The sequence below is a fragment of the Shewanella sp. BJSY2023SW007 genome, assembly GCF_047314525.1.
GTDB classification, from domain to species: Bacteria; Pseudomonadota; Gammaproteobacteria; order Enterobacterales; family Shewanellaceae; genus Shewanella; species Shewanella chilikensis.
In genome coordinates this window covers 1-26,021 of record NZ_JBKORL010000105.1, presented here as the reverse complement: position 1 = coordinate 26,021, position 26,021 = coordinate 1, and the positions used below count along the sequence as shown (strand labels likewise).

Here is a 26,021-nt window from a genome sequence, read left to right as displayed (position 1 = left end):
CCGGGTCAGGAGAGGCGCTCTACCGAGCCACCTAGGCCTTTGAACTTATCTTCGATATGTTCATAGCCTCTATCCAGATGATAGATACGATCCACCACTGTGGTGCCTTCGGCCATCAGTCCGGCAATCACCAAACTGGCAGACGCCCGCAGATCGGTCGCCATCACCTGAGCACCATTGAGCTGTTCAATACCGTGAATAATACAAGTATTGCCTTCCAGCTCCATATTGGCGCCCATACGGTTCAACTCGGGCACATGCATAAAGCGGTTCTCAAAGATGGTTTCCGTGATAGTGCCTGTGCCTTCTGCCAGTGCATTGAGCACACAGAACTGCGCCTGCATATCGGTCGGAAATCCTGGGTAAGGCAGAGTCTTGATATTGACTGACTTGGGACGCTTGCCCTTCATATCCAGGGCTATCCAGTCGCTGCCGGTAAGGATTTCGGCGCCGGCATCTTCCAGTTTGGCCAGCACAGCTTCCAGCGAGCCAGGATCGGCATCCAGACAACGGATCCGGCCACGGGTCACGGCTGCAGCCACCAGAAACGAGCCTGTCTCAATTCTGTCCGGCATCACCCGATAACGGCACCCATTGAGTTTTTCCACCCCTTGAATCCGTATGGTGGCTGTTCCGGCGCCCTCAATCTTGGCCCCCATGGCGATAAGGCACTTGGCCAGGTCCACCACTTCGGGTTCGCGGGCGGCGTTTTCAATCACGGTTTCACCATCGGCCAAGGCCGCGGCCATCAGCAGATTCTCCGTGGCACCGACACTGACCATATCCATAAAGATATGCGCGCCCTTGAGGCGACCATCGACCCGCGCCTTGATATAGCCTTCATCGACTTCTATCTTGGCGCCCATCTGCTCCAGGCCATGCAGGTGCAGGTTCACCGGCCGGGCACCTATGGCGCAGCCCCCCGGCAGAGACACATCCGCCTTACCGAAACGTGCCAGCAAGGGCCCCAGGATCAGAATCGAGGCGCGCATGGTTTTCACCAGATCATAAGGGGCGCAAAACTCATTGATGCCGCTGGCATCGATACGTATCTGCCCTTTACCTTGCTCGCTGACATCGGCACCGAGGCAACGCAATAACTTACAGCTGGTGTTAACGTCCCTCAGATTAGGTACGTTGGAGACCAGGAATTCCGATTCAGTCAACACCCCGGCCATCAGGATAGGCAGAGCGGCGTTCTTGGCTCCTGAGATCACCACGTTACCGGCAAGCGCACCGCTTGCCTGAATTTTCAGTTTATCCACATTGATACTCTAGGCTGGCATGTTGAAGATTTTTTCACGCTGCCACTGGGTAGGCGTAAAAGTCTTGATACTGAGCGCATGCATCTCACCACTGGTGATCTTATCCATCAGGGGCGCATAGATAGCCTGCTGCTGCTTGATACGGCTCATGCCATCGAAACATTCACCCACGGCCACTATCTTGAAATGACTGCCTTCGGCGCTGACATAAACTTCCGTCAACGAGAGTGAGTCCTTTAATATTTGTTCTATCTCTGTGGTATTCATAGGAAACTTACCTAGTTTGGCCCTCTTTGGTAAAGAAGGCATCCAAATCATACAGGGCGATCAACTTACGCACCTGTGGCGAGGGAGAAGCCAGGGTCAGCTCCCCCTTTCTGAGACTGACAAGCTCCATTAGAAACGCCATGCCGGCACTGTCCGAGTATGTCAGCTCGCTGAGATCCAACCGGCGCACATCGGCCGGCAGCAGTGTCTTGCGCGTTTTCCACAAGCGGGTGACTTCTTCTTGAGTCAAACGCCCGCTCAACTTGCAGCTATCGCCCTGTGGCTCAAGCTTCATAGCGCATCCTTGCCTTTGGGGCCATCGGGATCCACGTGAGCCTGAGTGCGCTCTTTAAGCATCTCAATCACGGCATCTATGCCTTTTTGGCGAATGAGTGTAGTGACTTCCGATTGCTTGGAGGCCAGCAAGCTGACACCTTCGGCAACCAGGTCAAAGGCCTTCCAGGTATCGTCCTTCAAACGACGTGCCTTGAACTGCAACTTGATGGGCGGACGACCCGCTTCAATGATCTGTACATTCACCTCGACTATCTTTTCCTGGCTGAAGTCGATGGCGCGGCCAAATTCCACCTTCTGATTGGTGTACTCGGTAAAAGCCTGGGCATAGGTGGAAACCAGATAGCCCTCAAACGCATCGACAAAGGCATCACGCTGCTCTCTGGTGGTCTGCTGCAGGTATTGGCCCATCACCTTGTAAGCGGCGTACTTGTAATCCACATAAGGCATCAGCTCCTCTTTAACGATCACCTTGAGGTGATCCGGATTGCTGTCGATAATGCTCTTATCCTGGTGAAAACGATTAAATGTCTTGTCGGCAACCTGCTCCACCATGACATAAGGGTTGCTGGTATCGATATCGGCCGCCTGTGCCACCGATGCAGACGCCAGGCAGGCGACGGCCAACAGATTACGGATTATCCCTTTAAACATCTCAGTGCTCCTAGTTGTCCTTTGAACCCATGCTATATAAAAACTGTCCGATTAACTCCTCCAGCACCAGTGCCGAACGGGTATCGTCAATGCGATCGCCATCTTGCAAAATCGCGATATCGTCATCCATAAACCCGGGCGTCAAGCCGAGAAACTGTTCACCCAGCAAGCCAGAGGTCAAGATAGCCAGGCTGCTGGTTTCAGGAAACTGGTCGTAACGCTTATCCATAGTCAGAGTCACCACTGGCACCATCTGCTTGGGATCCAGGGTGATCTGACTGACCCGGCCGACAACCACACCGCCCACTTTGACCGGCGAGCGTACTTTAAGGCCGCCAATATTACTGAACTTAGCTGTCAGAGTGTAAGTATTGCTAGCGGACTGCACCTCCACATTGGCCACCTTGTATACCAGCAGCAAAAAAGCCACCAGTCCCGCCAACAGGAAGAGTCCCACCATAAATTCAATTTTTCGTGTCAACATAGAGTCACCAGAGTTAATCATCCATTATGCGCCGGCGCCAAAATCAGCGGGCAAACATCAGCGCCGTCAATAAGAAGTCCAGCGCCAATACCGCCAGGCTGGACTGCACCACAGTCTGAGTGGTCGCGCGGCTAATCCCTTCCGGATTAGGCACCACCTGATAACCTCGATAGAGGGCTATCCAGGTCACCACTATGGCAAAAACAAAACTTTTAATCAGACAGTTGACTATGTCCTGCCGCCACTCCACCGCGGCCTGCAGAATCGACCAGAAGGCGCCATTGTCTATACCTTTCCATTCAACCCCAACCAGATAACCGCCATAGATACCCACAGTGGTAAACATCAAGGCCAGCAACGGCATGCTGATCACCCCGGCCCAGAAGCGCGGCGCAATCACCTGCCGTAGCGGATCTATCGCCATCATCTCCAAACTGGAGAGCTGCTCTGTGGATTTCATCAACCCCAGTTCAGCAGTCAGGGCTGAACCGGCGCGGCCGGCAAACAGCAGGGCTGTGACCACTGGCCCAAGCTCCCTGAGCAAGCTCAGCGCCACCATGGGGCCCAGGCTCTCTTCGGTGCCAAAATCCACCAAAATGTTGTAGCCCTGCAGCGCCAGCACCATGCCAATAAACAGCCCGGAAACCAAAATGATCACCATGGACTGCACGCCGACGACGTAAACCTGCTTTATCAGCAGTGGCAAGCCTTTGCGCGGCCGTGGCAGCTGCACCAGGGCGCCCCAAAGCATCACTCCGGCCTTGCCGAGACCTGTTATCAGACCCAGGGCATTGCGGCCAAGGTTGGCTATCGAATCAGTCAAGCTCACCGAGCAACTCCTTCTGATAATCCTGCGCCGGATAGTGAAAAGGCACAGGGCCATCCGGCATACCGTCGATAAACTGCCTCAGCTGTGGATTGTCGGCCTGCTTGAGCTCGGCCGGTGTGCCATGGGCTATGATGCGCTTGTCGGCAATCACATACACATAGTCGGCAATGCTCAGCACTTCGCCAACGTCATGGGAAACCACCACTGAAGTGAGATTCAAGGCATCGGACAGCTCTTTAATCAGCTTCACCAGCACTCCCATGGAGATGGGGTCCTGACCGGCAAACGGCTCGTCATACAGCACCATTTCCGGCTCGAGTGCTATGGCACGAGCCAAGGCTGCCCGGCGCTGCATACCGCCGGAAAGTTCGCTCGGCATCAACTGCGCCGCCCCGCGAAGTCCTACGGCTTCAAGCTTCATCAACACTATGCGGCGGATGATAGCTTCCGGCAGCCCTGAGTGCTCCCTGAGTGCAAACGCCACGTTATCGAACACATTCATATCGGTAAACAGGGCGCCGCTCTGGAACAACATGCTCATCCGCTTACGAGCTTCAAACAGCTCGTGGCGGCTCAGCTTGTGAAGATCCTGACCATCGAACAGCACCTCGCCATGATCCGGAGTCAGTTGCCCACCAATGAGCTTCAGCAGCGTAGTCTTGCCTATGCCGCTGGGTCCCATGATGGCAGTGACTTTACCTCTGGGAATCGTGAGGCTTACCTGCTCAAAAATTACCCTCGAGCCACGACTGAAGCCGAGGTTGTTGACCTCGACCAGGGGAGAAGGATTTTGCTGCTTGTTGGATTCCGGCATCAAAATGAAATGGAGACCTTGTCTAGTGGAATTCAAGTTACGGCGCGGCTGTAGCACCACGGCACATAAGGCCCGCCGTTATAAGGCTTGATACTGCCGCAGGCTTACTGAATTGACGCTGAATGGCGCCCGGTAACCCGTCTGGCCAAGCCAAAGATAAGCGATAAATTGTACGCAATTGAGGATAAGCGCACAACTGAATCAATAGTATCGCGCCGTGATACTTTCAATTTGTAGCAAATACGGCGAAAATGCACGCCAGAATCCGTAGCTTTATTTACTGCATGTTATTCAATATTTTCTTGCTGCTCGCCGGCTTATCCGTCCTGGTCTGGAGTGCCGATAAATTCGTTTATGGCGCCGGGGCTTTTGCCCGTAACCTGGGATTACCTCCCATGTTGATAGGACTGACCATAGTCGCCATGGGCAGTTCGGCCCCTGAGATGTTCGTTGCCGCCAGCGCCTCTATGGCCGGCATGCCGGATACGGCCGTGGGAAATGTGCTGGGTTCCAATGTCGCCAATGTCAGCTTGATCCTGGGTTTAACCGCCCTGCTCGGAGCTATTGCCGTCAGCTCCAAGACCCTGAAGCGGGAGATCCCCATGATGCTGGGCGCCACTGTGCTGGCAGGCTACTTCCTGCACGATCAGTATCTGAGCCGCAGCGAAGGGGGTACTTTGCTGGCGCTGTTCTTCGGCTTAATGGGCTATCTTATCTGGCATGCACTGACCAACAAGAACAAGGATCCGCTCGCCGACGAAGCCGATGCCGAGATCCCCAAAGATGTGCCCACTGCCAAAGCGGTACTCTGGTTGATCATAGGCTTGGTACTCTTGCCGCTGTCGGCAGACTGGATGGTCGAAGGTGCTGTAGGTATTGCCAAGTCTTTTGGACTGTCTGATCTGGTTATCGGCCTGACCATCATTGCCGTGGGCACCAGCCTGCCGGAACTGGCGGCCTGCGTGGCCGGAGTACTCAAGAAAGAGGACGACTTGGCCATAGGTAATATTGTCGGCTCCAACCTGTTCAACATACTGGCGGTACTGGCAATACCCGGCCTTATCGCCCCGGGCGTAATCGATGCCGCGGCGGCCGGACGCGACTTTTATATGGTTTTGGGCACCAGTTGTGCCCTGGCACTCCTGGTGCTGAGCACAGGCAAACAACGTGAACTCAAGCGCTGGCACGGTGCCTTACTACTGATAAGCTTCATTGGCTATCAATACAGCCTGTTTCAATCCCACTAGCGATGAAGGGCAAAAAGACGAGAGACAACTATGGCAGAAGCTAAGCAACTGCGCCAATGGGGCCGCAGAGTAATAGATATCGAGAAACAAGCACTGGACAACCTGTACCAGTTTGTTGATTCCCCCGAATTCGCCCAAGCCTGCGAACTGATCCTCAACTGCAGCGGCAAGGTGATAGTGATGGGGATGGGGAAATCGGGCCATATAGGCAACAAGATTTCTGCCACCCTCGCCAGCACAGGCACCCCGGCATTCTTCGTTCACCCGGGCGAAGCCAGCCACGGCGACCTGGGGGTGTTGAGTGAAAACGATATCGTATTGGCTATCTCCAACTCGGGCGAGTCCAGCGAAATTCTGACCCTGATACCCGTCATCAAGCGCCAGGGGATCCCTATGATCTCCATGACAGGCAAGCCAGAATCCACCATGGCTAAGCTGGCGCAGTTGCATCTGTGCATCAAGGTGCAGGAAGAAGCCTGCCCGCTGGGCTTGGCACCCACCTCCAGCACCACGGCTACCCTGGTGATGGGAGACGCCCTGGCGGTCGCGCTGTTGCAGGCCAAGGGCTTTACCAAAGATGACTTTGCCCTGTCGCATCCCGGCGGCGCTTTAGGACGCAAGCTACTGCTCAAGGTCAGTGATGTGATGCACAAAGGCGAAGAGCTGCCGTTGGTCACAGAAGATATCTGTATCACCGACGCCCTCTATGAAATCTCCAAAAAGGGCCTGGGTATGACCTCAGTGGTCAATCAACAGAAACAACTGGTGGGTATTTTCACCGATGGTGATTTGAGACGTGTCATAGACGCCGGAGTCAACCTGCGTACCACAAAAATCAGCGACGTCATGACCCGGAATTGCATCACCAGTGGTGACAATATCCTCGCAGCTCAGGCGCTCAAGGTGATGGACGAGAATGACATCAACGGTCTTATTGTCATCAATGGCGCCAATGAGCCAATTGGGGCACTCAATATGCTGGATATGGTCAAGGCGGGGGTTATCTGATGAGTCATCAAGGTTTCTACGGCCCCATAAGCGAAGATAACTGGCAAAGAGCCGCCAAAATCAAACTGCTTATCTGTGATGTCGACGGTGTCTTCTCCGATGGCCGCATCTATATGAGCAACAGCGGTGAAGAGCTGAAAGCCTTCCATACCCGCGATGGCTATGGGGTGCGCTCGCTGCTGTCCTGCGGTATCCAGGTGGCGGTGATCACCGGCCGCAAGTCCCAGATAGTCGAAAACCGTATGACGGCCCTGGGGGTAGACAAGATTTATCAAGGCATAGACAACAAGCTGGAGCCCTATGAGGCGCTGCTGAAACATTATGATCTCAAGCCTGAACAAGTGGCCTATATAGGTGACGACATTGTCGACTTGCCGGTGATGAAGCAAGTTGGACTGGCGGTTTGCGTGGCCGATGGTCATCCTTGGGTAAGGCAACACTGCCACATGGTCACTCAGATTGCCGGCGGCCATGGTGCACTCCGGGAGCTGGCGGATCTTATCCTGCTCAGTCAGGACAAATTTGAAAATGCCCACGGAATGAGTATATGAATAGGGTCACCCTGGCCATTATTTTGTTTTTCTCCACTGCACTTATCCTTTACTGGCAGGTGCAGAACAAGCGCAACGCTCAACAGAGTGAGGCGCCTGTGGATGTGGTTAGGCCTGACTTTGTCGCCGATGACCTGCGCTCGGTCAACTTTGACGAGCAGGGCAATGTCGCCAGTAGGGTCGCCGCGGCGCACATGGAACATTATGAAGCCAGTGAAAAGACCTTCTTCAACCAACCGGTTTATCTGGTCTATCCGGACAAGGGCGAGGCACAGTGGCGTCTGTCTGCCAACGAGGGCAGGCTCAATCGCAAGAGTAACCGAGTGGTACTTGAAAATAATGTTATCATCGACGCCATTAGCCCCAATGAACCGATCCAGAGCCTGAAAACCAGTTATGTGGAGCTGGATCTGGACACCATGATCATGACCTCAGATCGCGAGATCCTGATCGAAGGCAAAGACTTTAATATCAAGGGATCCGGCCTGTACGCCGATCTCAATGCTCAGCAAGTGAAGCTGACCAGTCAGGTGAAAGGAACCTATGAAACCAAGTAAGCTTTTTATCGGTGCCCTCTTGTGCATCACAAGCCTGTCGGCAGTGGCCATTGAAGAAGATCTGCGGCAAAAAGTACAGATCAGAGCCGCCAATCAGTTTGCCGATATCAAAAACAAGCGTGTGGTATACGGCGGGCCTGTCACAGTCACCCAGGGCAGTTTGAAACTGCTGGCCGATGAACTCACGGCTTACACAGAAGACAAGAGTGGCGAGCGGATCCTGGTGGCCAAGGGCTCACCCGCTACCTATACCCAGAAACTGGAAGACGGCCGTCTGGCCAGTGCCAAGGCCAAAGAGATCCACTACAACATAGACAGTCGTATCATGACCCTGCTGGGCCAGGCCAAAGTGGAACAGGACGGCAGCGAAGTGACCGCCGAGAAGATAGTCTACGACATCAACAAGCAACAGCTTGAAGCGGAAAGCAGCGGCAAAGGCCAAGACAGGGTAACCACTGTTATCCAGCCGGAAAACTATCAGGATCTCAACAAGAAAGAACAGCAGCAGGAACCGCAATGACCAGCACCCTGACGGCACAAAACCTGGCAAAGAGTTACAAGAAGCGCAACGTAGTCAAAGACGTCAGCCTATCGGTCAACACCGGCCAAATCGTCGGGCTGCTGGGCCCCAACGGAGCTGGCAAGACCACCACCTTCTATATGGTGGTTGGGCTGGTACAAAGTGACAAGGGTCGTATCTTCATTGACGACGACGAGTTGACCTTGGATCCCATGCACCTGCGTGCCCGTAAAGGCATAGGCTATCTGCCACAGGAAGCCAGTATTTTCCGCAAGCTGTCGGTGCATGACAACATCATGGCCGTGCTGCAAACCCGCAAAGAACTCAACAGCGACGAGCGCGAGGAACAACTCGAACAGCTGCTGGAAGAATTCCACATTACCCACATACGTGACAGCCTGGGGATGTCCCTCTCCGGCGGTGAACGCCGCCGGGTGGAAATCGCCCGGGCATTGGCCGCCAATCCACAGTTCATTCTGCTGGATGAGCCGTTCGCCGGTGTGGATCCCATCTCAGTTATCGATATCAAGAAAATCATCGAACAGCTTAAGTCCCGCGGTTTGGGGGTGCTGATCACAGACCACAATGTTCGCGAAACGCTCGACGTTTGTGAGCGAGCCTACATTGTCAGCCATGGGCAGTTGATCGCCGAGGGCACACCCGCTGAAATCTTGGACAACCAGCAAGTGCGTGCTGTGTACTTAGGCGAACAATTCAGGCTATAGTTAGGATCATGTCATCCGGCGGCAATTCCGGGTATTATAGTTTGTTATTATTGAATTTTTTCCTTGAAAAATAACGAGTAGGGATTAGCGGTATAATGAAAGCGTCACTCCAGCTCAAACTAGGTCAACAGTTGACCATGACACCTCAGTTGCAGCAGGCCATTCGCCTACTGCAACTGTCGTCCCTTGAGCTGCAGCAGGAAATCCAGGAAGCCTTGGAAGCCAACCCTCTGTTGGAGATGGCCGAGGACAGCCAGGAGGAACAGATTGACGACAATCACAAGGAAAACGACGCCGGCGAACTGAGCGCCAAGCAGGAAGATGGTTCCACAGTAGAAACCTCAGAGGCATTGAACAATGAGTCTATGCCGGATGAATTGCCTATGGATACCACCTGGGATGAAGTCTTTACCGCCGCCAGCGCCTCAGGGCCAGCCATGGGCCGTGAAGATGATATGCCCTTTCAGGGGGAAACCAGCGAAGGTCTCTATGAACACCTGGAATGGCAGAAGAACCTGACCCCGTTTTCCGATACCGACGACGCTATTGCCACCGCCATCATAGATGCCATCGACGAGCAGGGCTATCTGACCCAGAGCACAGAGGAGATCCTCGAAGCCATGGGTAACCCTGAGATTGAGCTCGATGAAGTCGAAGCGGTACTCAAGCGGATCCAGCACTTCGACCCTGTCGGCATCGCCTCCAGAGATCTGCGCGAATGTCTGCTGATCCAGTTGCAACAGTTCAACGCCGACACCCCGCATCTGGCCGATGCCCGCTTGTTGATCGACGAGCATCTGGATCTCATCGCTACCCGCGACTTTCGCACCCTGATGCGCAAGACCAAGCTCAAGGAAGATCAACTGCGTGACGCCATCAACCTTATTCAGAGCCTCAATCCCCGCCCCGGTTTGCTGGTGCAGCCGATGGACGAGGAATATGTGATCCCGGATGTCAGCGTCTGGAAGAAGAACGGTCGCTGGGTGGTAGAGCTCAATCCGGACTGTATGCCCAAACTCGGGATCAACCAACAGTATGCTGCCATGGCCCGCAGCGCCCGCAGTCAATCAGACAGCCAGTTTATTCGTGGTCATCTTCAGGAAGCCAAATGGTTTATCAAGAGCCTGGAGAGCCGCAACGACACCCTGCTCAAGGTGGCCAACTGCATAGTGCAGTTCCAGCAGGGATTTTTCGAATATGGTGAAGAGGCCATGAAACCCATGGTACTCAACGATATCGCCGAGGCGGTCGAGATGCATGAATCGACCATCTCCAGGGTCACCACTCAAAAGTATATGCATACCCCCAGGGGAATATTTGAATTGAAGTACTTCTTCTCCAGCCATGTCGGTACCGAAGATGGCGGAGAATGCTCTTCCACGGCGATCAGGGCTTTTATCAAGAAGCTCGTGGCGGCGGAAAACCAGAAGAAACCTTTGAGCGACAGCAAAATGGCACAACTTCTGGCAGAACAGGGAATCAACGTTGCAAGACGCACCATAGCCAAGTATCGCGAGGCTATGATGATACCACCGTCGAACCAGCGTAAGAGTTTATAAATCCACAGTTGGAAATTGGAGGAATCTTTCTATGCAAATCAACCTGACAGGACATCATATCGAGATCACCGACTCACTGCGTGACTATGTGGAAAGTAAGTTTTCGAAACTTGAACGCCATTTCGAACAGATCAATAATGTGCACGTTGTGCTCAATGTACAAAAACTGCAACAGATTGCCGAAGCCAAGATCAACCTCACAGGCGGCGAAGTCTATGCAACTTCTGAACATGCCGACATGTATGCCGCCATCGACGTTCTGATTGATAAATTGGATCGTCAGGTCATTAAACACAAAGAAAAGCTGACAAAACACTAACGATGGAACTGAGTACCATCCTGCGGCCGGAGTGCACTACCTGTGCCACTCCGGGCAGTAAGAAAAAGGTACTGGAGCTAATTAGCGATCTCGCCAGCGCCCAGTACCCCACCCTTTCCTCTCAAGCGATTTTTGAAAGCCTTTTGGCCCGCGAAAAGATGGGGAGCACAGGTATAGGTAATGGTATTGCGATTCCGCATGGCCGGCTGCCTGATATCACAGAGCCGATTGCCGTGCTGGTCAAATGCGAAGAGCCTATCGCCTTCGATGCCATAGACAACCAACCGGTGGACATACTATTCGCTCTTCTGGTGCCCGCAGATCAATGCCAGCAACATCTGAGTACCCTGTCTGCCATGGCTGAAAAGCTCAGCGATAAGGCAATACTCAAGCAGTTGCGTAAATCCCGCGATGAAACAGAACTCTATCAGGTGATCACAGGATGAAACTCGCGATAGTCTCAGGCCGCTCCGGTTCCGGAAAATCCGTTGCCCTCAGGGTACTCGAAGACCTGGGTTACTACTGTGTGGATAATCTGCCCCTGCCCATGATAGGCAGCCTGCTGGAAAACCTCCGCGGCAGCAATGATCTGGTCGCCATCAGCATAGATGTGCGCAACATGCCGGATCAGGAAAAGGTGCTGGAAAAACAGTTGGCGGCGCTGCCGGAAAACACCCAACTGACCAGCTTCTTCCTCAACGCCTCCGATAAAGTACTCCTAAAACGCTACAGCGAAACCCGCAGACTACACCCTCTATCCAAAAGCACTGTCTCGCTGCAGGATGCCATCAAGCACGAAGGTAAACTGCTGGAGCCCATGTCGAAACTGGTGGATCACTACATAGATACTTCGGCACTGAATATCTATGAACTCAGTGACAAAGTGCGAGAAATTCTGCTGGGCAGCGTCGACAAAGAGTTGGTGATCAACTTCGAATCATTCGGCTTCAAGCACGGCATGCCCCAGGAAGCCGACTTCATGTTTGATGTGCGCTTTCTGCCCAACCCCCACTGGGAACCGGCGCTCAGGCCGCTGACCGGGCTGGATGAACCGGTGCAGGAATTCCTTATCCGTCAGCCATTGGTGAACAAGTTTATCTGGCAGATAGAAAATCTGCTGGAAACCTGGCTACCACACCTTGAGCGCAACAACCGCAGCTACCTCACCATAGCCATAGGCTGCACCGGCGGCCAGCATAGATCTGTCTATGTCGCCGACCAGCTGGCCAAGCGTTTTGGCAACAGCAAACACAAGGTACAGGCCCGTCATAGAGAGCTGGGCAATGGCAAAGGTTGAACGGGAAGTCACCATAGTCAATAAACTGGGCCTGCATGCCCGCGCCGCCACTAAGCTGGCGGTGCTGGCCAGCGAGTTCGAAGCCGATATCACTCTGATCCAAGGCGAGAAAAAGGCCTCGGCCGCCAGCGTGCTTGGGCTCTTGATGCTGGAAACCGGTCAAGGCAAAACCATACGCCTTATTGCCGAAGGCCCGGATGCCGAACCGGCGATGGATGCCATCTGCGCCCTGATCAACGCCCGTTTCGACGAAGCCAGCTAAAGCCTTAGCGCTGCACTCTTTGTTTCTATAACTCCCCTGTCTTGAGGTAACATATCCTCGCTTTGCATCACAGGGGGAACTGCATGCCAATAGAAGCGCTCGACCAAGAGCTGACAGAACAACGTCTTACTCAACTAAACCAAGCTCTTGGCAGTGGTATGTTCGTGCATGTGCGCGACATGCTGCAGCGAATGACGGCTTCGGATATCGCCTTTATTCTCGAATCTTCACCGCCACGTACCCGTCAGGTACTCTGGCAACTGGTGGATCAGGAACAGAGCGGTGAGATCCTCGAAGAGCTGGGTGAAGATATGAAAGACCAGCTGATCAGCCTGATGAGTCCTGAGCGTTTGGCACGAGCGACCGCGGGTATGGATACCGATGATCTGGCCTACGTGCTGCGAAGCCTGCCGGATACACTCTACAAACAGGTACTGCACTCCATGAGTGCCCAAGACAGGGCCAGGGTCGAACAGGCGCTCTCCTATCCGGAAGACAGCGCCGGTAGTCTGATGAATACAGATACCGTGACCCTGAGGCCGGACGTCAACGTCGATGTGGTGCTGCGTTATCTGCGCCAAAGGGGCGAGCTGCCCGAAGCCACTGATACCCTCTATGTGGTGGACAGGCGCGATATTTTGCTCGGTGGCGTTAAGCTCTCCACCCTACTGACCTGTAACCCCACCGCCGGGATCCGCAGCATAATGGATCCCGAGCTTGAGAGCATTCCCGTCACCATGCCGGACAATGAAGTGGCCCAGCTGTTTGAGCGTCACGACTGGGTTTCGGCGCCAGTGGTCGACAGTGAAGGCCATCTGCTTGGGCGGATCACCATTGATGATGTGGTGGACGTTATCCGAGAAGACGCCGAACACTCCATGATGGGTATGGCGGGGATGGACGATGATGAAGACACCTTCGGCCCTGTGTTCAAGAGTGCCTTTCGCCGCTCTTTGTGGCTGACCTTCAACCTGTTTGCCGCCTTGTTGGCCGCCTCGGTCAGCAATATGTTTGAAGGCACGTTGGAAAAATTTGCCACCATAGCGATTCTGATGACCATAGTGCCCAGCATGGGCGGCGTTGCCGGTAACCAGACTCTGGCGCTGGTGATCCGCGGTATCGCCCTCGGCCACATAGGTCAGAGCAACTCCCGCTGGCTTATCGGCAAGGAGTTGGCCATCGGCTTTCTCAATGGCCTGTTGTGGTCGGCGCTGGTATTCACTGCCGTGTGGATCTGGAAAGGCGATCTGGCACTCGGCGCCCTTATTGGCGGTGCCATGTTAATCAATATGACGGTAGCCGGTCTCGCCGGAGCCAGCATCCCTTTAATACTGAAAAAGCTCAATGTGGATCCTGCATTGGCCGGTGGCATGGTGCTGACCACAGTGACAGATGTAATAGGCCTGTTCGCCTTCCTGGGGTTGGCGACTCTAGTATTAATGGGCTGAGGCTCAGGTATTAATGGGCTGAGGCTCTGGTTTTAGTGAGCAAAAGTCTGCTTTTGAGGGTAGAAGAACGGGGGCCGAGAGCATCAAGCTCTGACCTTGATGAATAGAATAAATAACAGAGGGCGACCAAGCTCGCCCTTGGGCTGTGAAAGAAAGCGAGTCAGTCTTTAAGCCAATACACCTTGGGTTCATCCTGCTCACAGAAGACGGAGACACACTCGCCACGGCTCACCAACAGAAATTCCTGCAACTTGAGGTTGGCGCTGGCCATAAAGCCGCTGCGCTTGGCCTCCTGGCGGTACCAGCCGCCGTTGGAGATCTGAAATAACCAGCCATTGGAGAGGCTGCATTCGGTCCAGAACTCCATCAGATCGCCCTCATCCAACATTCGAAAGCCAACCACAGAGTCAAAATGAACCTGCGCCCTGCAGCCTTCGACACTTACCTCGATATCCAAGCCCTGACTGTCATAGCAAAGGCGAATAAACCTCACCTCATCACCGAGATAATCTGTCGCTATCGGTAAGCCTTTGGTTTCGAGCATGCTCCCCCCTGGTAAGGATATAATGCCTTACTTTAGAAGGATAATAATTGCCGGTGCAAGCTGATTTGGCCAAAAAGTAGCTATATACCCATAAAGAGAGTGTGCTTCAGTTCCGGGGAACTGAAGCACACTCTCCAAATATTTTCAGTTATAGCGCTTAAGGTTTAAGCGGCGCTTCAAAGCCGTAAGAGGCCAGAATGGATTGCCCCTTGGGAGAAAGAATATACATGGCCAGCGGCCAAGCGGCAGGGTCGGCCTTATCCAGCACCAGCATGCCATAGTTGGCACCTACTGCCAGCGACTCAGGCAACGCCACTATCTTGAGATCAGGCACTTCTTTCTTGGCCAATACGGCATTGGTGCAATAAGTTAAAAATACATCCGCCTGTTTATTGGCCATCACCCAGCCATAGGGGTTTTTGCCTTTAGGGGGTTTGGCACTGTCGGCACCACCGGTCAGCTTGAGCGCCTTGGCCGCCAATTTGGCCTGGCTACCGGGCTTGATAACTTCGGCGCGGTCAAACACCTTGAAAGCATAGTCACCGGCAGGGTCGGCCTTGGGAGTGGAGGTGCCCAGCTTGATTTTGCTGTCCAGCAGAGTATCCAGCATGTTTTCTGTCGTCAGCGGGACATTATCTTGCGCCAAGGCGCACAGGCGGTTACGGGCAAACATCACCACAGGCGCGCCCTTGCCTTCCTGCATCAGCTTCTGTGGGTGCTTCATATTGGCCGAAGCAAACAAGTCGACCTTCTCGCCCTCTTCAATTCGGCCTCTGAGCAAGCCTGAAGGGGCAAACTGGGCATTGACCTTAACGCCGCCATCGGCCTGATAACTGGCGATAACATCCGTCATGGCGGTCTTCAAACTTCCCGCAGCCCTGAACTCAAGATCCGCCGCCTGAGAGAAGGCGGGCAGTAACAGGGCGAGTAAGCAGACACTCTTTTTCATTTATTTTTCTCCGGTGTATAAGATACAGATGCCGCTAAACTCAACCAAACCGCATCACAAATCAACGCACCACGGCAAAACTTGTCATAAATTCCCCTCAAGATCACGCCATCTGACAGGGAAAACCGGAGAAAGGGACAATTTGACCCAATAAAAAGGGCCGCCGCAGCGACCCTTAAACTTAAAATCTTAGCCGAGAGGACTAAGAATAATCTCTACCCGACGGTTCTGTGCCCGCCCCTGAGGGGTGGCATTTGAGGCGATTGGGCTGGCCTCACCTCGGCCTTGGGTCAATACTCGCTGTCCGGATACACCTTTACGGATCAAGTAATTACCTACTTCGCTGGCACGAACCTGTGACAATCTCAGGTTGTAGGACTCAGAGCCGCTACTGTCGGTATAACCCACCACATTCAGTTGAGTCTTGTCATATTCCTTGGCCACCAGCACTACGCTGTCCAATACCCGCATGGCGCCGCTACTGAGATCTGTCTTGTCGACCTGGAAAGTCACTTCATTGGGCATATTGAGCACTATGGTATCGCCCACCCGGGTTACGCTGACGCCGGTTGAAGCCAGTTGCTGACGCAATTTGGTTTCCTGTACATCCATGTAATAGCCGATACCACCGCCTACGGCAGCGCCGGATGCTGCCCCGATCAGGGCGCCCTTGCCCCTGTCGCTCTTACTGGAAGAGGCCACACCTATGGCCGCGCCGGCTACGGCACCGATCAGTGCTCCGTTGGTCGCCTTGGCAGTCTGTTGTTCATTGGTATAAGGATTCACTGTGGTACAGCCAGTTGCCAGCAATGCCAGCAACAGAGGAGCTGTCAGAAAAGCGCGCTTTTTCATGTTATTTTTCCTTCGTCTGCTTGTTCCAACCTAAGCGGAACCTATCTGGCGCCAAAGTATATAGCAGCGCTTCAAGCAGACAATCCCCCGGAGGTCATAGAGGTGGCAAATCCGCACGGCATTCAGCATAGATTCAGTCAAATCCGACTTTTCCATCCCGGATTGTCAACCAAGTGTCATGGCGTTGACATCAAGTAAAACCCCAAAATAGAGCAGACTGCACTCTATTGGGTAGCGCCCGGCAGGCTCTATCGACAAGGAAATGAGTTAATTCACTTTTATATCAATGCATTAAAGTAAATATAAAAACTGGCATGTTTCTTACATACCTATAAAGCAGTATTCCACTGTTCAGGAGTCATGATGAAAACACTGATGAAAATACGCGACAGTTGGCATTCGCTCTGGCATTCACTCTGGCATTGCCTCAAGCACTTGGGCTACAGCCAATGGGATGTGGAATAACAGAGGTGGAATCACAGCTCTGGAAAACCATTCTTGGAGCATCAAGGAGGCAGTATGGAAATTAACGAGCAGAAGCTGCGACAGCAAGCCATTAAGGAAGTGACTCAAAACGGCAGGCTCATGTTTGACGTTGCCCGTCAGCATGGGATCTCCACCAAACTGGTTTATCAATGGCTGGCGCAGGATGAAGCGGCAGGCAGACCCAGACAATCCCGGCTGATGGGGGAACTGCAGCAACTGCAGCAGCGCATTCGTCAGTTGAGCCAGGAGTTCAGCTTAATCCGTTAAAGTTTCGACAGGAGCGAACCTGACACACAGTTATCGCCCCCAACGATAAAAAATGTACATATAACAATGATAAAGCGCTACATTTTTTAGGTTCGTTCCTGTCATTTTATTACCGTTACCGGCCGCTTAAGCGCTTGCCAAAAGAGATGGCATAGGCCGCGGATCTCAGCCGCAGCACAGGGTCGTCACTGGCGGCGATCCCTTTACTGAGCACATTGGGATCAAAGTTCAGCTTGTCACAGGCTGAAGTCGCAACCGAGTCTATGCTCAGGCGCCCGAGGGCGACTCTGGGCCGGTTATCCGGCCACTGCTGTGAAGGGTCCAGCAAGGGATCCCCCTCCTCGGCCAGGACCAGCTTAAGCTCAAACTGAGCCGGTCCAGTTTTCAGCCTCTGCATCAACCTGTCCTGCAGAAAATCATCCGGCAATTGTGCCAACTCGGCATCCGTCAGTGGTTGCTCCCCGTCCACAGGCCAAAGCTCCCAACGGCCAAAGCGCTTTTGCTGGCCTTGGTTACCAAAAATAAAACTGTGAATGCCAAAGTAGCTGACCGAGGTATAGGCCGCCGGTGGATTGTGCTGCTTGAGCCACAGCCCCTGGCGGGCAGCATCCGGATGCTGCTGTAGATAGCGTGCAACCGCGCCGGTTTCCCCCTCACGCTGAGCCAATGACGCGCGCAGCAAACCAAGAAAACTGTCGGGATCTTTACCCGGAAACACAGGCGTACTCAGCCCGGCCAACTGATGCACCTGCCCGTCTGGCAGTTCGATGCGCACGCCTATCCCTCTTGGGCTGCGACTGGTATCGGCCACAAAAGGATCGCCACCCGCCATGGAAAAACGTACCTGAGCGGGCAGTGCCTGCTCTGTGGCAAACAGAGGTAGTTCCTTAAGCCAGACCTCCCCGGCACTCGGCCGGAAACTGCCAATGGTGCAAATTCCCTTGGCATGTCCCTTGCGCTCTCCCGGATGTTGACCGGAAAGTGCTTCAAATACTTGAATAAAATCATTTGCCTGAGCCGCCATTACCGAACTGGAGCCCAAAACACCCAACTGAGTCCCCAAGAGCAATAACGCAGACCAAACCGATACTCTCATGCTTACTCCCTTTGTAAAAATCAGAATCCAGGCCTGAAACAGGCCGCCCAACCCAGACCGGGAACAGCGGCGGATTATTTCAGGAGTGGGCCAAAGGCCATGCTATGCTGAGGACGATGACAGACGACAGGAGGCGGCAATGCAATATCGGATTGAGCAAGACACTCTGGGCGAAGTCAAGGTCGAAGCAGACAAATACTGGGGCGCCCAAACCCAGCGCAGCCTGGAAAACTTCCCCATAGGCCCGCAAGCGAGTATGCCAAAGGCCATCATCCACGCCTTCGCCCTGTTGAAAAAAGCCGCAGCCCAGACCAATGCCGAGCTTGGGCAACTGCCCAAGGACAAGGCGGCGCTCATCGCCAGAGTTTGCGACGAAATCTTGGCGGGCCAACTGGAGCAGCACTTTCCACTGGTCATTTGGCAGACCGGCAGCGGCACCCAAACCAATATGAACCTCAACGAGGTGATAGCCAATCGCGGCATGGCTCTGGCAAACAAGGCCATCAACCTGAGCCCGAATGATGATGTCAATCGCAGCCAGAGCAGCAATGATACCTTCCCCAGCGCCATGCATATTGCCGTGGTGCTCAAGACCTGTAGGCACACACTGCCCGCCATAGCTGCGCTGCGCGATAGCCTAAAACACAAGTCACAACAGTTTGCCGATATTCCCAAAACCGGCCGCACCCACTTTATGGATGCCACCCCGCTGACACTGGGACAGGAGATCAGTGCCTGGGTGACTCAGTTGGATAAAGGCATAGGCGCCATAGAGCGGGCGTTGGCAAACTGCCGTGAATTGGCCCTTGGCGGCACAGCCGTGGGGACAGGGCTCAATGCTCCCGCAGGTTACGCCGAGCGCGCCGCCGAGCTGATATCCTCATTCAGTGGTGAGCAGTTTGTCAGCGCCGCCAACAAGTTCGAGGCACTGAGTGCCAGCGATGCCATGGTGGAACTCAGCGGCGCCTTCAAGCGCCTGGCGGTCAGCCTGATGAAGATAGGCAATGATATTCGCATGCTCGCCAGCGGCCCCCGTTGCGGTATAGGGGAACTGCAGTTGCCTGGCAACGAACCCGGCTCCAGCATAATGCCCGGCAAGGTTAACCCGACTCAGTGCGAGGCGCTGACCATGGTGGCGGCTCAGGTGATGGGCAACGATCTTGCCGTCAGCATAGGTGCCAGCAACGGTCAGTTTCAGCTCAATGTCTTTCGGCCGCTCATCGCCGCCAATCTGCTGCAAAGCGCCGAGTTGCTGGGTGATGCCTGTCTGAGCTTTGATGAGCGCTGCGCTTCGGGGCTGGAACCCAACCGCCAGATGATTGCCAAGCAGTTGCAGCGCTCCTTGATGCTGGTCACCAGCCTCAATCCTCACATAGGCTATGCCAAGGCTGCCCAAATCGCCAAGGACGCCCACCAAAGAGGCATTAGTCTGAGGCAAGCCGCGTTGGAGTCAGGACTGGTAACCGAGGCCGAGTTTGATACTTGGGTCAACCCGGCGAACATGTTAGGTCCTTTCGAGGTTAAATTGTAAATTTGTATTAAAACGTATCAACATTAGAGCTAATCGCTGTATTATGCCAACTCCTCGCCATGGATTAGGCTTATTCAACTGATAAGCAGTCATTTACAGAATGAAATACCAAAATATCTTATTGGCACTGAGCGCGCTCATGCTGACCCAATGCAGTTCACTCGACCTCAACCAATGCCAAAACTCAAACTGGTTTTCCCTCGGGCTTCAGGATGGCAACAATGGCGCTCATGCCAGCAGAGTCAATGATTATGCCGAGGATTGTGCCGAGTTCGGCATTCGGGTTGATCATGGCGAGTGGCGCGATGGCTATCTACAGGGGTTGCAAAACTACTGTCAGCCGGAAAACGGCTACCGAGTCGGCCTGGCGGGTGAAGGCTATGCCGGGGTCTGTTCCAGCAACGCCTTTGTCGAACAGTACAATGCCGGCTACCGCCAATACCAGCTCAACAAACGCGCCGATGAGATCCGCAGCCGCCTGCGTCAGATAGATTATCAAATCCGCGATCTGGATCAGAAGCTGGTGTCCATGACAGACAAGGCCAGCACCCTGGAGAAGAAAAAACAGCTGCTGAATGAAAAAGACAAGCTGGTGAACGAGCTCAGATATCTGCAAGTCCCGGATGTGCAGTTCAGGTGGCAATTCTGAGACTTACCGACCTTGAGTTAAACCGCCGACAGACCGCACAGGCAGATAAGCAAAGGACTAAGCAAGAAGCTTAGTCTCGCCGCTTATCTGTCGCTCGGGCAAGAGACAGAGAAGCGCTGAAACAACAGCCTACCTCAGCAAGGAAACATACCGGCGATAGCTGACGGCAAAGCTCTAGGCGGCATCGAATAACAACTCACCTTTGATTCGGTCACCAAGATGCATATCCAAGACAAGGTTTGCGGTTCCACTTATACCCCCCATATCCAGTACCACTCATATCTAGTACCACCCGGTCGAATCAACATCAGGCTTGGGCTGCGCCAGCAAACGAACCCCAAACCATCGAGTATCTTGAAGACAGTAGAGATATGGACATCTTCCCCCTTCTCTACCCGGATCAAGGTTTTGTTGGTGACACCACAAAGCATTGCCGCCACATCCTGAGTGAGTGCCGCTTCCTTTCTGCGGGCCTTAATCCAAGCGCCCGACGCATATGGAGTTAATGGGGCCATAAGAACGACGCAAAGTGTAGTGAAATACACTTTTTCATCCATTCAAGCTGAAATCACCATGCCTGTTACTGCGGGAACAGACCGGCGATACCGGCGATAATGGCCGCGGGCAGGATGGCCACCACAGCCAGCACGGCGACGGCGCTGCCGAGGCAGCCGGAAAGCTGGCTCTGTCTGGCCTTAAGCTCAGCCTCTTGTATCGGCCCAAAGGCCTGATCAGCCGCCTGAATTCTTTGCTGCAACTGCCGCTCGGCAGCAAGGGCCATCTCTTTGGTGTCACAGGGCTGCTTTTCAGTGACCAGGGCCAACTCCCCCTTGAAAGCATGCCCGGTAAAGCGATAGTTGCCTTCGGAGAAGGTCTTCTTTTCAAACTCGAGCCCGAGCACGGCATTGCAGCCACACTGCTTAGCCAGTTCTTCTATATACTGGCGCCCCTTGGCCGGATCTTTGAAAAAACGGGTCGAAATAGGCAAGCGCAACGCAGCATCACCATGCTTGGGGCTGATACCCTTGGAGGTGAAGAAATTCAGCAGTCGCTCGCTTATATAGACTTCAGGAATACGGACCTGCTTGGCAGACAATCCCTTTGGGGTTGGCGTAGGGTCAAACTCGACCAGCACATTCTTAGGGAAGGTGCGAACAAGTCCCATGTGTGCTCTGCGTCGGCTTACGGGCTTGGATGCAAGGCGTGGTTCGCAGCAAATGGCCTAGTCCTTTGCAAGAAGCACAACACAGCAGACAGGTCTGTAAGCCACGCCCTTCGGGGCTTTCACAGCAACCGGCTCTCTGCGTTATCCGACTTCGACAGGCCCCGGCATGCCTTCAGTCAGATGCCTTGAACGCCAATTGCTGTGTAAGCCAGAGTGCCACGAGGACTTATTCGCACCTTCCTTACCTCATCACTCCTGTTCACCAACGCCGAAACATGCAGAAAATAGCTTTCACCATCATCCCCATTGATAAAGCCAAATTTTTTAGATGAGACATACGAAACGACTTTTCCTTTCACTACACAATCCCGATAACTTTCTCTACGACTTCCAAAGCCCTATACAACAACAGCCACAAAAAACCGCCGCAGCAACAGAACAGATCCAAGCAACCGATACTAACATCTCAACCCGGCAGCTACTGCTGCAACATCCTCAAAAACCGGTTAAAACCGTTCACTTTTTCCTAAAAATCATCGCCGCTTCCCCGCCAGCCACTTTATGCCAGTTAAAATGCCGGCAAAACCATTCACAGAAGCCGCTAGCTCAGCCGACCAACTTAAACGGGCAACTAAAGCAGGCCACTCAAACAAGTCACTCAAACAAGTTACTTGGGCCAAACCGCACAACAAAACCCCATGCGGTAAAGCTTGTTTTTCACCGCAGCAATACTGTAGGATTGGCTAGGCTTTTAACAAAAAACCAACGAAAAGCAATACTTAAGCGCTAGCTAAAGTGTTAACAACAATCAGGGATGGCAGCCGCGCTCACCCGAGTAGGCAAAAGGCAAGGACAAGCTTTCAATACCTCACCTCATATTCCTCCCTGACTCAAGCCACTTTAACCGCTGTGCAACTTGTGACCCAAGCTAAGGTTTTGCCAGCCACAAATTGATAGTTTTAGTGTTGTTTTTATTGAAATTTAACTCGGTTTAGTACGCTCTGGGATAGCTAGAATTCACTGCGGTAGCCATCCCTGTCCAATTGCAACCATGCGCCAAGCTGCGCTTGGCCAAACCTTTTGGGATTTGTTGCTTTACAAGCGACACAGAATCTAAGCCTTCCAAGCTTCACCCGACAAAGCCGAGCACTTTGGCCTTATGGGCTGAAACAGTCTGAAACCTTTGGTCATAGTATGTAGTGAAATAGTTGTGGGTGTTCCCACTCTTTTCATCTAACTTGAATTAATGAGTAATTCCTGCAGTATGGTAGTCTAGATAACCATCTAGTGGTAGCATTTTCAATACTCAGAACTAGCAATAAATTCCGGTCTATACCTTATATAGACTTCATAAACTTCCAAAGTACATTATTTAAACTCTTAATTATGGAAATGAAATGATCACGTTTTTAGGTACACCTGCAGAAGGCCAAGCTCTAGGCACAAGTTTGGACAACATATTAAGACAAGATAAAGAGCTAGAAGGTCACTTTTACAGAGGATTTCCAATTATTTCCTCAAGTGAGGGTGGCATAAAGCTAGATGCTTTGCTCTGCACAAAAGAATGCGGAGTAAGTATTATTCACTTTAACAACAATAGATTTATTACAGAAGACGATATTGATCATGTTGATGAAGTACACCTAAAAGTGACAGCCAGACTTTCAGAATTAAAAGAGTTGACAAAAAATAGAAAGTTAATCGTACCAGTAAACTCGATTACTTTTGCTCCACTTATACCAAATGGCTACAACCAAGATTTAATCGAAGCAATTAACGTTTGCAGAACTCCAGAAGAAGTTCTTGCTTCAGTTAAATCAGAAAGTCTTCCCAGTCCAAGTTTATTAAAACCAACTTTATCTAGGCTACAGTCATTGTCTAGTTTGAAAAAAACAAAAAAGCGTTCATACATAAAAAGTGATGATTCAAAAGGTGCTGTACTCAAAAATTTAGAAGGTGAGTTAGCAACCCTTGATATAAGTCAAACTAGGGCTGTTCTTGAAAATATTGAAGGAGTTCAAAGAATAAGAGGCCTAGCTGGCTCGGGGAAAACTGTAGTACTAGCTCGCAAAGTTGCCCACATCCATTCCCAAAACCCCAATTGGAAAATAGCTGTTACATTTAATAGTAGGTCACTTAAAGAACAATTCAAACGCCTAATAACGCAGTTTTATGAAGATGCAACTGGTGAGCAACCTGATTGGGATATGGTAAATATTCTACATGCTTGGGGCAGTCCAAAAAGTACTGGAGTTTATTATGAAGCATGCTGTTCCAATAATGTTAATTATTATGACTGGTCCTCTGCAAAAAGAATATCCAATACATATGGGAAAGAGTTTGAAACTGTATGCGAATTACTTTTAGACCAAGTTAGCGATTTCACGCCTCTCTATGATTTAATTTTGATAGATGAAGCACAAGATTTTTCAAATGCATTTTTAAAAATTTGCTACGCAATACTTAAAAACCCAAAAAAGCTAATTTATGCATATGATGAATTGCAAAACCTTGGGGATAATGGCATGTCTTCCCCAGACGAAATATGGGGATTAGATGCATCTGGAAACCCTATTGTAACTTTTGATAAGGCAGCTCAAGATATTATTCTTGATGTTTGTTACAGAAACCCTGGAAACATTCTAACTGCAGCACACGCCCTTGGATTTGGTGTATACCATAACCCAATGATTCAAATGTTTGATTACCCTGAGTTATGGGGCGAAATAGGTTATGAAATAGTAAATGGGGAACTCAAAGAAAATTCAATTGTTACACTATCAAGAAGTAACCATTCGAGTCCAGCCCTACTAAAAGGTCATAATGCACCAGATGAAACCCTACAAGTTAAAAAGTTTAATAATGATATGGAACAAGCACAATGGATTGCAGAACAAATAGAAAAGAATATAAATGAGGATGAAATTCTTGCCAGTGATATTGTAGTAATCCATCCAAATGCGCTAAGACTTAGGAATGAAGTAGGGAATCTTAGAAATTTTCTTTTCCAAAAAGGAATTAATTCATCAATTGCTGGTGTTACTGCTTCTCCAGATGAGTTCTTCTCTGATAACAGTATTACTTTTACATCTATTTACCGTGCAAAAGGTAATGAAGCTGCAATGGTTTATATTATGCACTCAGAGTATTGCAATAGCGATTACGAATTATCAAAAAAGAGGAATATATTATTCACTGCAATGACAAGAACAAAAGCTTGGCTAAGAATTTGCGGTGTTGGCACTCAATTTGATGGGATAATTAATGAATATAACAAAATAATTGAGAATAATTATACACTCAATTTCAGATATCCTACTGAATCAGAAAGGCAGAAGATGCGTGTAGTAAACAGAGATATGACATCATCTGAAAAACGTAGGGTCAACGCAGCTAAACGAAGCGCTGAGAACTTATCAAATCTATTAGATGGCGAAGTAAATCTGGAAGATATTCCAGAAGAAATAAGATTGGCGCTTCTAGCAAAATTAAGTCAGAGGTGACAATTTGAATAACAAGCAAGCTATAAGCTCAATAAGTCAAATAACACAGGAACTTATAAAATCAGGACTATGTGATGATCAAAACTTTCCATCAGAAACTACTACCAATAATGAGATCCATGTAGGTTATTCTGGTTTCTCCGATGTATCAATAGCTTTAAAGAATGTTAATTACAGCGATATTTATAAATATTTGTCATCTAATAGGCAATTTAACCTTAAGCTGCTAGATGGAGGGTTAATCCAGCTACTATATTGCTTCAATAAACGTAATGAGCTAATAAAACATAGGTTGTGTTATTTTCCATCACCAGATTATGAAGCGTTCCAAAATGACCCAGAACTTTATTTAGACGAAAGCAATTACTATGCAGATATGATCTTGAAATCTATCTTACCGGTTCCTGTTAGGTTTGATTTTGATCCACAAAATGCTAAAGAATTGGAACATCCAATAAGCCACTTAAGCCTAGGTCAATATAAAAATTGTCGTATACCTGTTATCGCACCAATATGCCCAGCTAACTTTATAAATTTTATAATGCGTTCATTTTATTATACAGCCCAAGTGGAATTATCTTTAAACTTCCAAAATATATTAATGAAACCGACTATATTTGATAAAGAAAGAAACATAGTACACTTGTCTATATCTTAAATTATGCATTCGCGGAAACTCTTCCACACAAGTTACACTAGATAACTAGGTTAACTCTAGTTCGAGTCCCTCTCAGGCAGAGAAAGAGTGAGTGAGAGAAAGAGTGAGGATAGCCAAAACACTTCACCCACAGATTGCACCAAATCACCCGGCATATGCGCATCAGTGACCGTCGCCAACATGGATGTTGGCGCCGAGCTTACAAGGATGTATTCACAGCG

30 protein-coding genes and 1 pseudogene are annotated in these 26,021 nt (G+C 51.3%); 18 read left to right on the top strand and 13 right to left on the bottom strand.

Annotation, left to right across the window (positions count from 1 at the left end):
- Positions 1-5: 5 nt before the first annotated feature.
- From murA to mlaF, 7 genes are read right to left on the bottom strand one after another with little or no spacing between them, the layout of a single operon-like run.
- On the bottom strand, positions 6-1,265 hold the full coding sequence (murA, locus tag ACMHXE_RS18915; RefSeq protein WP_101056020.1) for a UDP-N-acetylglucosamine 1-carboxyvinyltransferase: 1,260 nt from the start codon (positions 1,263-1,265) through the stop codon (positions 6-8).
- Positions 1,266-1,274: 9 nt separating this feature from the next.
- Entirely contained in the window at positions 1,275-1,532 is a 258-nt protein-coding gene (locus ACMHXE_RS18910; protein WP_039033477.1) for a BolA family protein, read from the bottom strand.
- Positions 1,533-1,539: 7 nt separating this feature from the next.
- Positions 1,540-1,827 (bottom strand): lipid asymmetry maintenance protein MlaB, encoded by a 288-nt coding sequence (locus ACMHXE_RS18905; RefSeq protein ID WP_101056021.1) that lies wholly within the window; start codon positions 1,825-1,827, stop codon positions 1,540-1,542.
- Positions 1,824-2,480, bottom strand: coding sequence for a phospholipid-binding protein MlaC (locus ACMHXE_RS18900; protein WP_101056022.1), 657 nt, complete (start codon positions 2,478-2,480; stop codon positions 1,824-1,826). Before ACMHXE_RS18900 ends, ACMHXE_RS18905 begins: the two co-directional genes overlap by 4 nt.
- Before the next feature lie 10 nt (positions 2,481-2,490).
- Positions 2,491-2,964 carry an outer membrane lipid asymmetry maintenance protein MlaD gene (gene mlaD, locus ACMHXE_RS18895; RefSeq protein WP_101056043.1) on the bottom strand — a complete coding sequence of 158 codons (474 nt, stop codon included), beginning with the start codon at positions 2,962-2,964 and terminating at the stop codon, positions 2,491-2,493.
- Positions 2,965-3,007: 43 nt separating this feature from the next.
- A complete protein-coding gene (gene mlaE / locus ACMHXE_RS18890) occupies positions 3,008-3,793 on the bottom strand; it encodes a lipid asymmetry maintenance ABC transporter permease subunit MlaE (protein ID WP_039033480.1) in 786 nt (261 codons plus the stop codon).
- Positions 3,780-4,607 carry a phospholipid ABC transporter ATP-binding protein MlaF gene (gene mlaF, locus ACMHXE_RS18885; RefSeq protein WP_224865895.1) on the bottom strand — a complete coding sequence of 276 codons (828 nt, stop codon included), beginning with the start codon at positions 4,605-4,607 and terminating at the stop codon, positions 3,780-3,782. Before mlaF ends, mlaE begins: the two co-directional genes overlap by 14 nt.
- A 284-nt stretch (positions 4,608-4,891) precedes the next feature.
- On the opposite strand from mlaF, the gene ACMHXE_RS18880 reads away from it, so the two are divergent.
- From ACMHXE_RS18880 to mgtE, 12 genes are all read left to right on the top strand, one after another.
- Complete coding sequence (locus tag ACMHXE_RS18880; RefSeq protein WP_413733084.1) at positions 4,892-5,854, top strand: calcium/sodium antiporter; 963 nt, start codon at positions 4,892-4,894, stop codon at positions 5,852-5,854.
- A 30-nt stretch (positions 5,855-5,884) separates the two neighbouring features.
- The gene (locus ACMHXE_RS18875) at positions 5,885-6,862 is read left to right on the top strand and encodes a KpsF/GutQ family sugar-phosphate isomerase (protein ID WP_101056024.1); all 978 of its coding nucleotides are present in this window, start codon (positions 5,885-5,887) and stop codon (positions 6,860-6,862) included.
- Complete coding sequence (gene kdsC, locus ACMHXE_RS18870; RefSeq protein WP_101056025.1) at positions 6,862-7,413, top strand: 3-deoxy-manno-octulosonate-8-phosphatase KdsC; 552 nt, start codon at positions 6,862-6,864, stop codon at positions 7,411-7,413. Before ACMHXE_RS18875 ends, kdsC begins: the two co-directional genes overlap by 1 nt.
- The gene (lptC, locus tag ACMHXE_RS18865) at positions 7,410-7,970 is read left to right on the top strand and encodes an LPS export ABC transporter periplasmic protein LptC (protein WP_025011766.1); all 561 of its coding nucleotides are present in this window, start codon (positions 7,410-7,412) and stop codon (positions 7,968-7,970) included. The genes kdsC and lptC overlap by 4 nt, the downstream gene beginning before the upstream one ends.
- On the top strand, positions 7,957-8,490 hold the full coding sequence (gene lptA, locus ACMHXE_RS18860) for a lipopolysaccharide transport periplasmic protein LptA (RefSeq protein WP_101056026.1): 534 nt from the start codon (positions 7,957-7,959) through the stop codon (positions 8,488-8,490). Before lptC ends, lptA begins: the two co-directional genes overlap by 14 nt.
- Positions 8,487-9,215, top strand: a complete 729-nt coding sequence (gene lptB / locus ACMHXE_RS18855; RefSeq protein WP_025011764.1) for an LPS export ABC transporter ATP-binding protein — start codon at positions 8,487-8,489, stop codon at positions 9,213-9,215. Before lptA ends, lptB begins: the two co-directional genes overlap by 4 nt.
- Before the next feature lie 95 nt (positions 9,216-9,310).
- Entirely contained in the window at positions 9,311-10,774 is a 1,464-nt protein-coding gene (locus tag ACMHXE_RS18850) for an RNA polymerase factor sigma-54 (protein ID WP_101056027.1), read from the top strand.
- 31 nt (positions 10,775-10,805) lie between these two features.
- On the top strand, positions 10,806-11,093 hold the full coding sequence (gene hpf / locus ACMHXE_RS18845) for a ribosome hibernation promoting factor (protein ID WP_039033487.1): 288 nt from the start codon (positions 10,806-10,808) through the stop codon (positions 11,091-11,093).
- Between the two features lie 2 nt (positions 11,094-11,095).
- A complete protein-coding gene (ptsN, locus tag ACMHXE_RS18840) occupies positions 11,096-11,539 on the top strand; it encodes a PTS IIA-like nitrogen regulatory protein PtsN (RefSeq protein ID WP_039033488.1) in 444 nt (147 codons plus the stop codon).
- Positions 11,536-12,390, top strand: coding sequence for an RNase adapter RapZ (gene rapZ / locus ACMHXE_RS18835; protein WP_039033489.1), 855 nt, complete (start codon positions 11,536-11,538; stop codon positions 12,388-12,390). The genes ptsN and rapZ overlap by 4 nt, the downstream gene beginning before the upstream one ends.
- Positions 12,377-12,652, top strand: a complete 276-nt coding sequence (locus ACMHXE_RS18830) for an HPr family phosphocarrier protein (RefSeq protein ID WP_039033490.1) — start codon at positions 12,377-12,379, stop codon at positions 12,650-12,652. The genes rapZ and ACMHXE_RS18830 overlap by 14 nt, the downstream gene beginning before the upstream one ends.
- Positions 12,653-12,735: 83 nt before the next feature.
- Positions 12,736-14,100: a magnesium transporter gene (mgtE, locus tag ACMHXE_RS18825; RefSeq protein WP_101056028.1), complete on the top strand. Its 1,365-nt coding sequence runs from the start codon at positions 12,736-12,738 to the stop codon at positions 14,098-14,100.
- Positions 14,101-14,260: 160 nt separating this feature from the next.
- On the opposite strand, the gene ACMHXE_RS18820 is transcribed toward mgtE, so the two are convergent.
- The 3 genes from ACMHXE_RS18820 to ACMHXE_RS18810 all read right to left on the bottom strand — a co-directional run bounded on the left by ACMHXE_RS18820 (position 14,261) and on the right by ACMHXE_RS18810 (position 16,445).
- On the bottom strand, positions 14,261-14,644 hold the full coding sequence (locus ACMHXE_RS18820; protein WP_101056029.1) for a hypothetical protein: 384 nt from the start codon (positions 14,642-14,644) through the stop codon (positions 14,261-14,263).
- A 157-nt stretch (positions 14,645-14,801) separates the two neighbouring features.
- The gene (locus ACMHXE_RS18815) at positions 14,802-15,593 is read right to left on the bottom strand and encodes a molybdate ABC transporter substrate-binding protein (RefSeq protein ID WP_101056030.1); all 792 of its coding nucleotides are present in this window, start codon (positions 15,591-15,593) and stop codon (positions 14,802-14,804) included.
- A gap of 189 nt (positions 15,594-15,782) precedes the next feature.
- On the bottom strand, positions 15,783-16,445 hold the full coding sequence (locus ACMHXE_RS18810) for an OmpA family protein (RefSeq protein WP_101056031.1): 663 nt from the start codon (positions 16,443-16,445) through the stop codon (positions 15,783-15,785).
- A 519-nt stretch (positions 16,446-16,964) separates the two neighbouring features.
- Between ACMHXE_RS18810 and ACMHXE_RS18805 the strand changes: the two genes are divergently transcribed.
- On the top strand, positions 16,965-17,198 hold the full coding sequence (locus ACMHXE_RS18805; protein WP_101056032.1) for a transposase: 234 nt from the start codon (positions 16,965-16,967) through the stop codon (positions 17,196-17,198).
- Positions 17,199-17,313: 115 nt separating this feature from the next.
- Here the strand turns inward: ACMHXE_RS18805 and ACMHXE_RS18800 are convergent, their stop codons facing one another.
- The gene (locus ACMHXE_RS18800; RefSeq protein WP_101056033.1) at positions 17,314-18,294 is read right to left on the bottom strand and encodes a catalase family peroxidase; all 981 of its coding nucleotides are present in this window, start codon (positions 18,292-18,294) and stop codon (positions 17,314-17,316) included.
- A gap of 139 nt (positions 18,295-18,433) precedes the next feature.
- On the opposite strand from ACMHXE_RS18800, the gene fumC reads away from it, so the two are divergent.
- Together fumC and ACMHXE_RS18790 are read left to right on the top strand one after the other, a co-directional pair.
- Complete coding sequence (gene fumC, locus ACMHXE_RS18795) at positions 18,434-19,825, top strand: class II fumarate hydratase (RefSeq protein ID WP_101056034.1); 1,392 nt, start codon at positions 18,434-18,436, stop codon at positions 19,823-19,825.
- Positions 19,826-19,925: 100 nt separating this feature from the next.
- Positions 19,926-20,474 (top strand): DUF2799 domain-containing protein, encoded by a 549-nt coding sequence (locus ACMHXE_RS18790; protein WP_101056035.1) that lies wholly within the window; start codon positions 19,926-19,928, stop codon positions 20,472-20,474.
- 282 nt (positions 20,475-20,756) lie between these two features.
- On the opposite strand, the pseudogene ACMHXE_RS18785 reads toward ACMHXE_RS18790, so the two are convergent.
- A pseudogene (locus ACMHXE_RS18785) lies at positions 20,757-20,989 on the bottom strand (helix-turn-helix transcriptional regulator).
- 65 nt (positions 20,990-21,054) lie between these two features.
- On the bottom strand, positions 21,055-21,639 hold the full coding sequence (locus tag ACMHXE_RS18780; protein ID WP_413733069.1) for a cold shock domain-containing protein: 585 nt from the start codon (positions 21,637-21,639) through the stop codon (positions 21,055-21,057).
- A 328-nt stretch (positions 21,640-21,967) separates the two neighbouring features.
- Here ACMHXE_RS18780 and ACMHXE_RS18775 point away from each other — a divergent pair, with 328 nt between their 5' ends.
- The 3 genes from ACMHXE_RS18775 to ACMHXE_RS18765 all read left to right on the top strand — a co-directional run bounded on the left by ACMHXE_RS18775 (position 21,968) and on the right by ACMHXE_RS18765 (position 25,800).
- Complete coding sequence (locus ACMHXE_RS18775; RefSeq protein ID WP_413733067.1) at positions 21,968-22,429, top strand: hypothetical protein; 462 nt, start codon at positions 21,968-21,970, stop codon at positions 22,427-22,429.
- A gap of 607 nt (positions 22,430-23,036) precedes the next feature.
- Positions 23,037-25,142, top strand: coding sequence for a DEAD/DEAH box helicase (locus ACMHXE_RS18770; protein ID WP_413733066.1), 2,106 nt, complete (start codon positions 23,037-23,039; stop codon positions 25,140-25,142).
- A 4-nt stretch (positions 25,143-25,146) separates the two neighbouring features.
- On the top strand, positions 25,147-25,800 hold the full coding sequence (locus ACMHXE_RS18765) for a DUF2290 domain-containing protein (protein ID WP_413733064.1): 654 nt from the start codon (positions 25,147-25,149) through the stop codon (positions 25,798-25,800).
- Positions 25,801-26,021: the final 221 nt, after the last annotated feature.

Bases quoted from the DNA above. Each gene is read 5' to 3' on its own strand.
- rapZ (WP_039033489.1), top strand. From the start codon at position 11,536: ATGAAACTCGCGATAGTCTCAGGCCGCTCCGGTTCCGGAAAATCCGTT.
- ACMHXE_RS18820 (WP_101056029.1), bottom strand. From the start codon at position 14,644: ATGCTCGAAACCAAAGGCTTACCGATAGCGACAGATTATCTCGGTGAT.
- ACMHXE_RS18880 (WP_413733084.1), top strand. From the start codon at position 4,892: ATGTTATTCAATATTTTCTTGCTGCTCGCCGGCTTATCCGTCCTGGTC.
- hpf (WP_039033487.1), top strand. From the start codon at position 10,806: ATGCAAATCAACCTGACAGGACATCATATCGAGATCACCGACTCACTG.
- lptB (WP_025011764.1), top strand. From the start codon at position 8,487: ATGACCAGCACCCTGACGGCACAAAACCTGGCAAAGAGTTACAAGAAG.
- ptsN (WP_039033488.1), top strand. From the start codon at position 11,096: ATGGAACTGAGTACCATCCTGCGGCCGGAGTGCACTACCTGTGCCACT.
- mlaF (WP_224865895.1), bottom strand. From the start codon at position 4,607: ATGCCGGAATCCAACAAGCAGCAAAATCCTTCTCCCCTGGTCGAGGTC.
- ACMHXE_RS18900 (WP_101056022.1), bottom strand. From the start codon at position 2,480: ATGTTTAAAGGGATAATCCGTAATCTGTTGGCCGTCGCCTGCCTGGCG.
- mlaD (WP_101056043.1), bottom strand. From the start codon at position 2,964: ATGTTGACACGAAAAATTGAATTTATGGTGGGACTCTTCCTGTTGGCG.
- ACMHXE_RS18770 (WP_413733066.1), top strand. From the start codon at position 23,037: ATGATCACGTTTTTAGGTACACCTGCAGAAGGCCAAGCTCTAGGCACA.
- ACMHXE_RS18905 (WP_101056021.1), bottom strand. From the start codon at position 1,827: ATGAAGCTTGAGCCACAGGGCGATAGCTGCAAGTTGAGCGGGCGTTTG.
- fumC (WP_101056034.1), top strand. From the start codon at position 18,434: ATGCAATATCGGATTGAGCAAGACACTCTGGGCGAAGTCAAGGTCGAA.
- ACMHXE_RS18805 (WP_101056032.1), top strand. From the start codon at position 16,965: ATGGAAATTAACGAGCAGAAGCTGCGACAGCAAGCCATTAAGGAAGTG.
- lptA (WP_101056026.1), top strand. From the start codon at position 7,957: ATGAAACCAAGTAAGCTTTTTATCGGTGCCCTCTTGTGCATCACAAGC.
- ACMHXE_RS18780 (WP_413733069.1), bottom strand. From the start codon at position 21,639: ATGGGACTTGTTCGCACCTTCCCTAAGAATGTGCTGGTCGAGTTTGAC.
- ACMHXE_RS18830 (WP_039033490.1), top strand. From the start codon at position 12,377: ATGGCAAAGGTTGAACGGGAAGTCACCATAGTCAATAAACTGGGCCTG.
- ACMHXE_RS18800 (WP_101056033.1), bottom strand. From the start codon at position 18,294: ATGAGAGTATCGGTTTGGTCTGCGTTATTGCTCTTGGGGACTCAGTTG.
- ACMHXE_RS18810 (WP_101056031.1), bottom strand. From the start codon at position 16,445: ATGAAAAAGCGCGCTTTTCTGACAGCTCCTCTGTTGCTGGCATTGCTG.
- mgtE (WP_101056028.1), top strand. From the start codon at position 12,736: ATGCCAATAGAAGCGCTCGACCAAGAGCTGACAGAACAACGTCTTACT.
- ACMHXE_RS18875 (WP_101056024.1), top strand. From the start codon at position 5,885: ATGGCAGAAGCTAAGCAACTGCGCCAATGGGGCCGCAGAGTAATAGAT.
- lptC (WP_025011766.1), top strand. From the start codon at position 7,410: ATGAATAGGGTCACCCTGGCCATTATTTTGTTTTTCTCCACTGCACTT.
- ACMHXE_RS18850 (WP_101056027.1), top strand. From the start codon at position 9,311: ATGAAAGCGTCACTCCAGCTCAAACTAGGTCAACAGTTGACCATGACA.
- ACMHXE_RS18790 (WP_101056035.1), top strand. From the start codon at position 19,926: ATGAAATACCAAAATATCTTATTGGCACTGAGCGCGCTCATGCTGACC.
- ACMHXE_RS18910 (WP_039033477.1), bottom strand. From the start codon at position 1,532: ATGAATACCACAGAGATAGAACAAATATTAAAGGACTCACTCTCGTTG.
- kdsC (WP_101056025.1), top strand. From the start codon at position 6,862: ATGAGTCATCAAGGTTTCTACGGCCCCATAAGCGAAGATAACTGGCAA.
- ACMHXE_RS18775 (WP_413733067.1), top strand. From the start codon at position 21,968: ATGAGACATACGAAACGACTTTTCCTTTCACTACACAATCCCGATAAC.
- ACMHXE_RS18815 (WP_101056030.1), bottom strand. From the start codon at position 15,593: ATGAAAAAGAGTGTCTGCTTACTCGCCCTGTTACTGCCCGCCTTCTCT.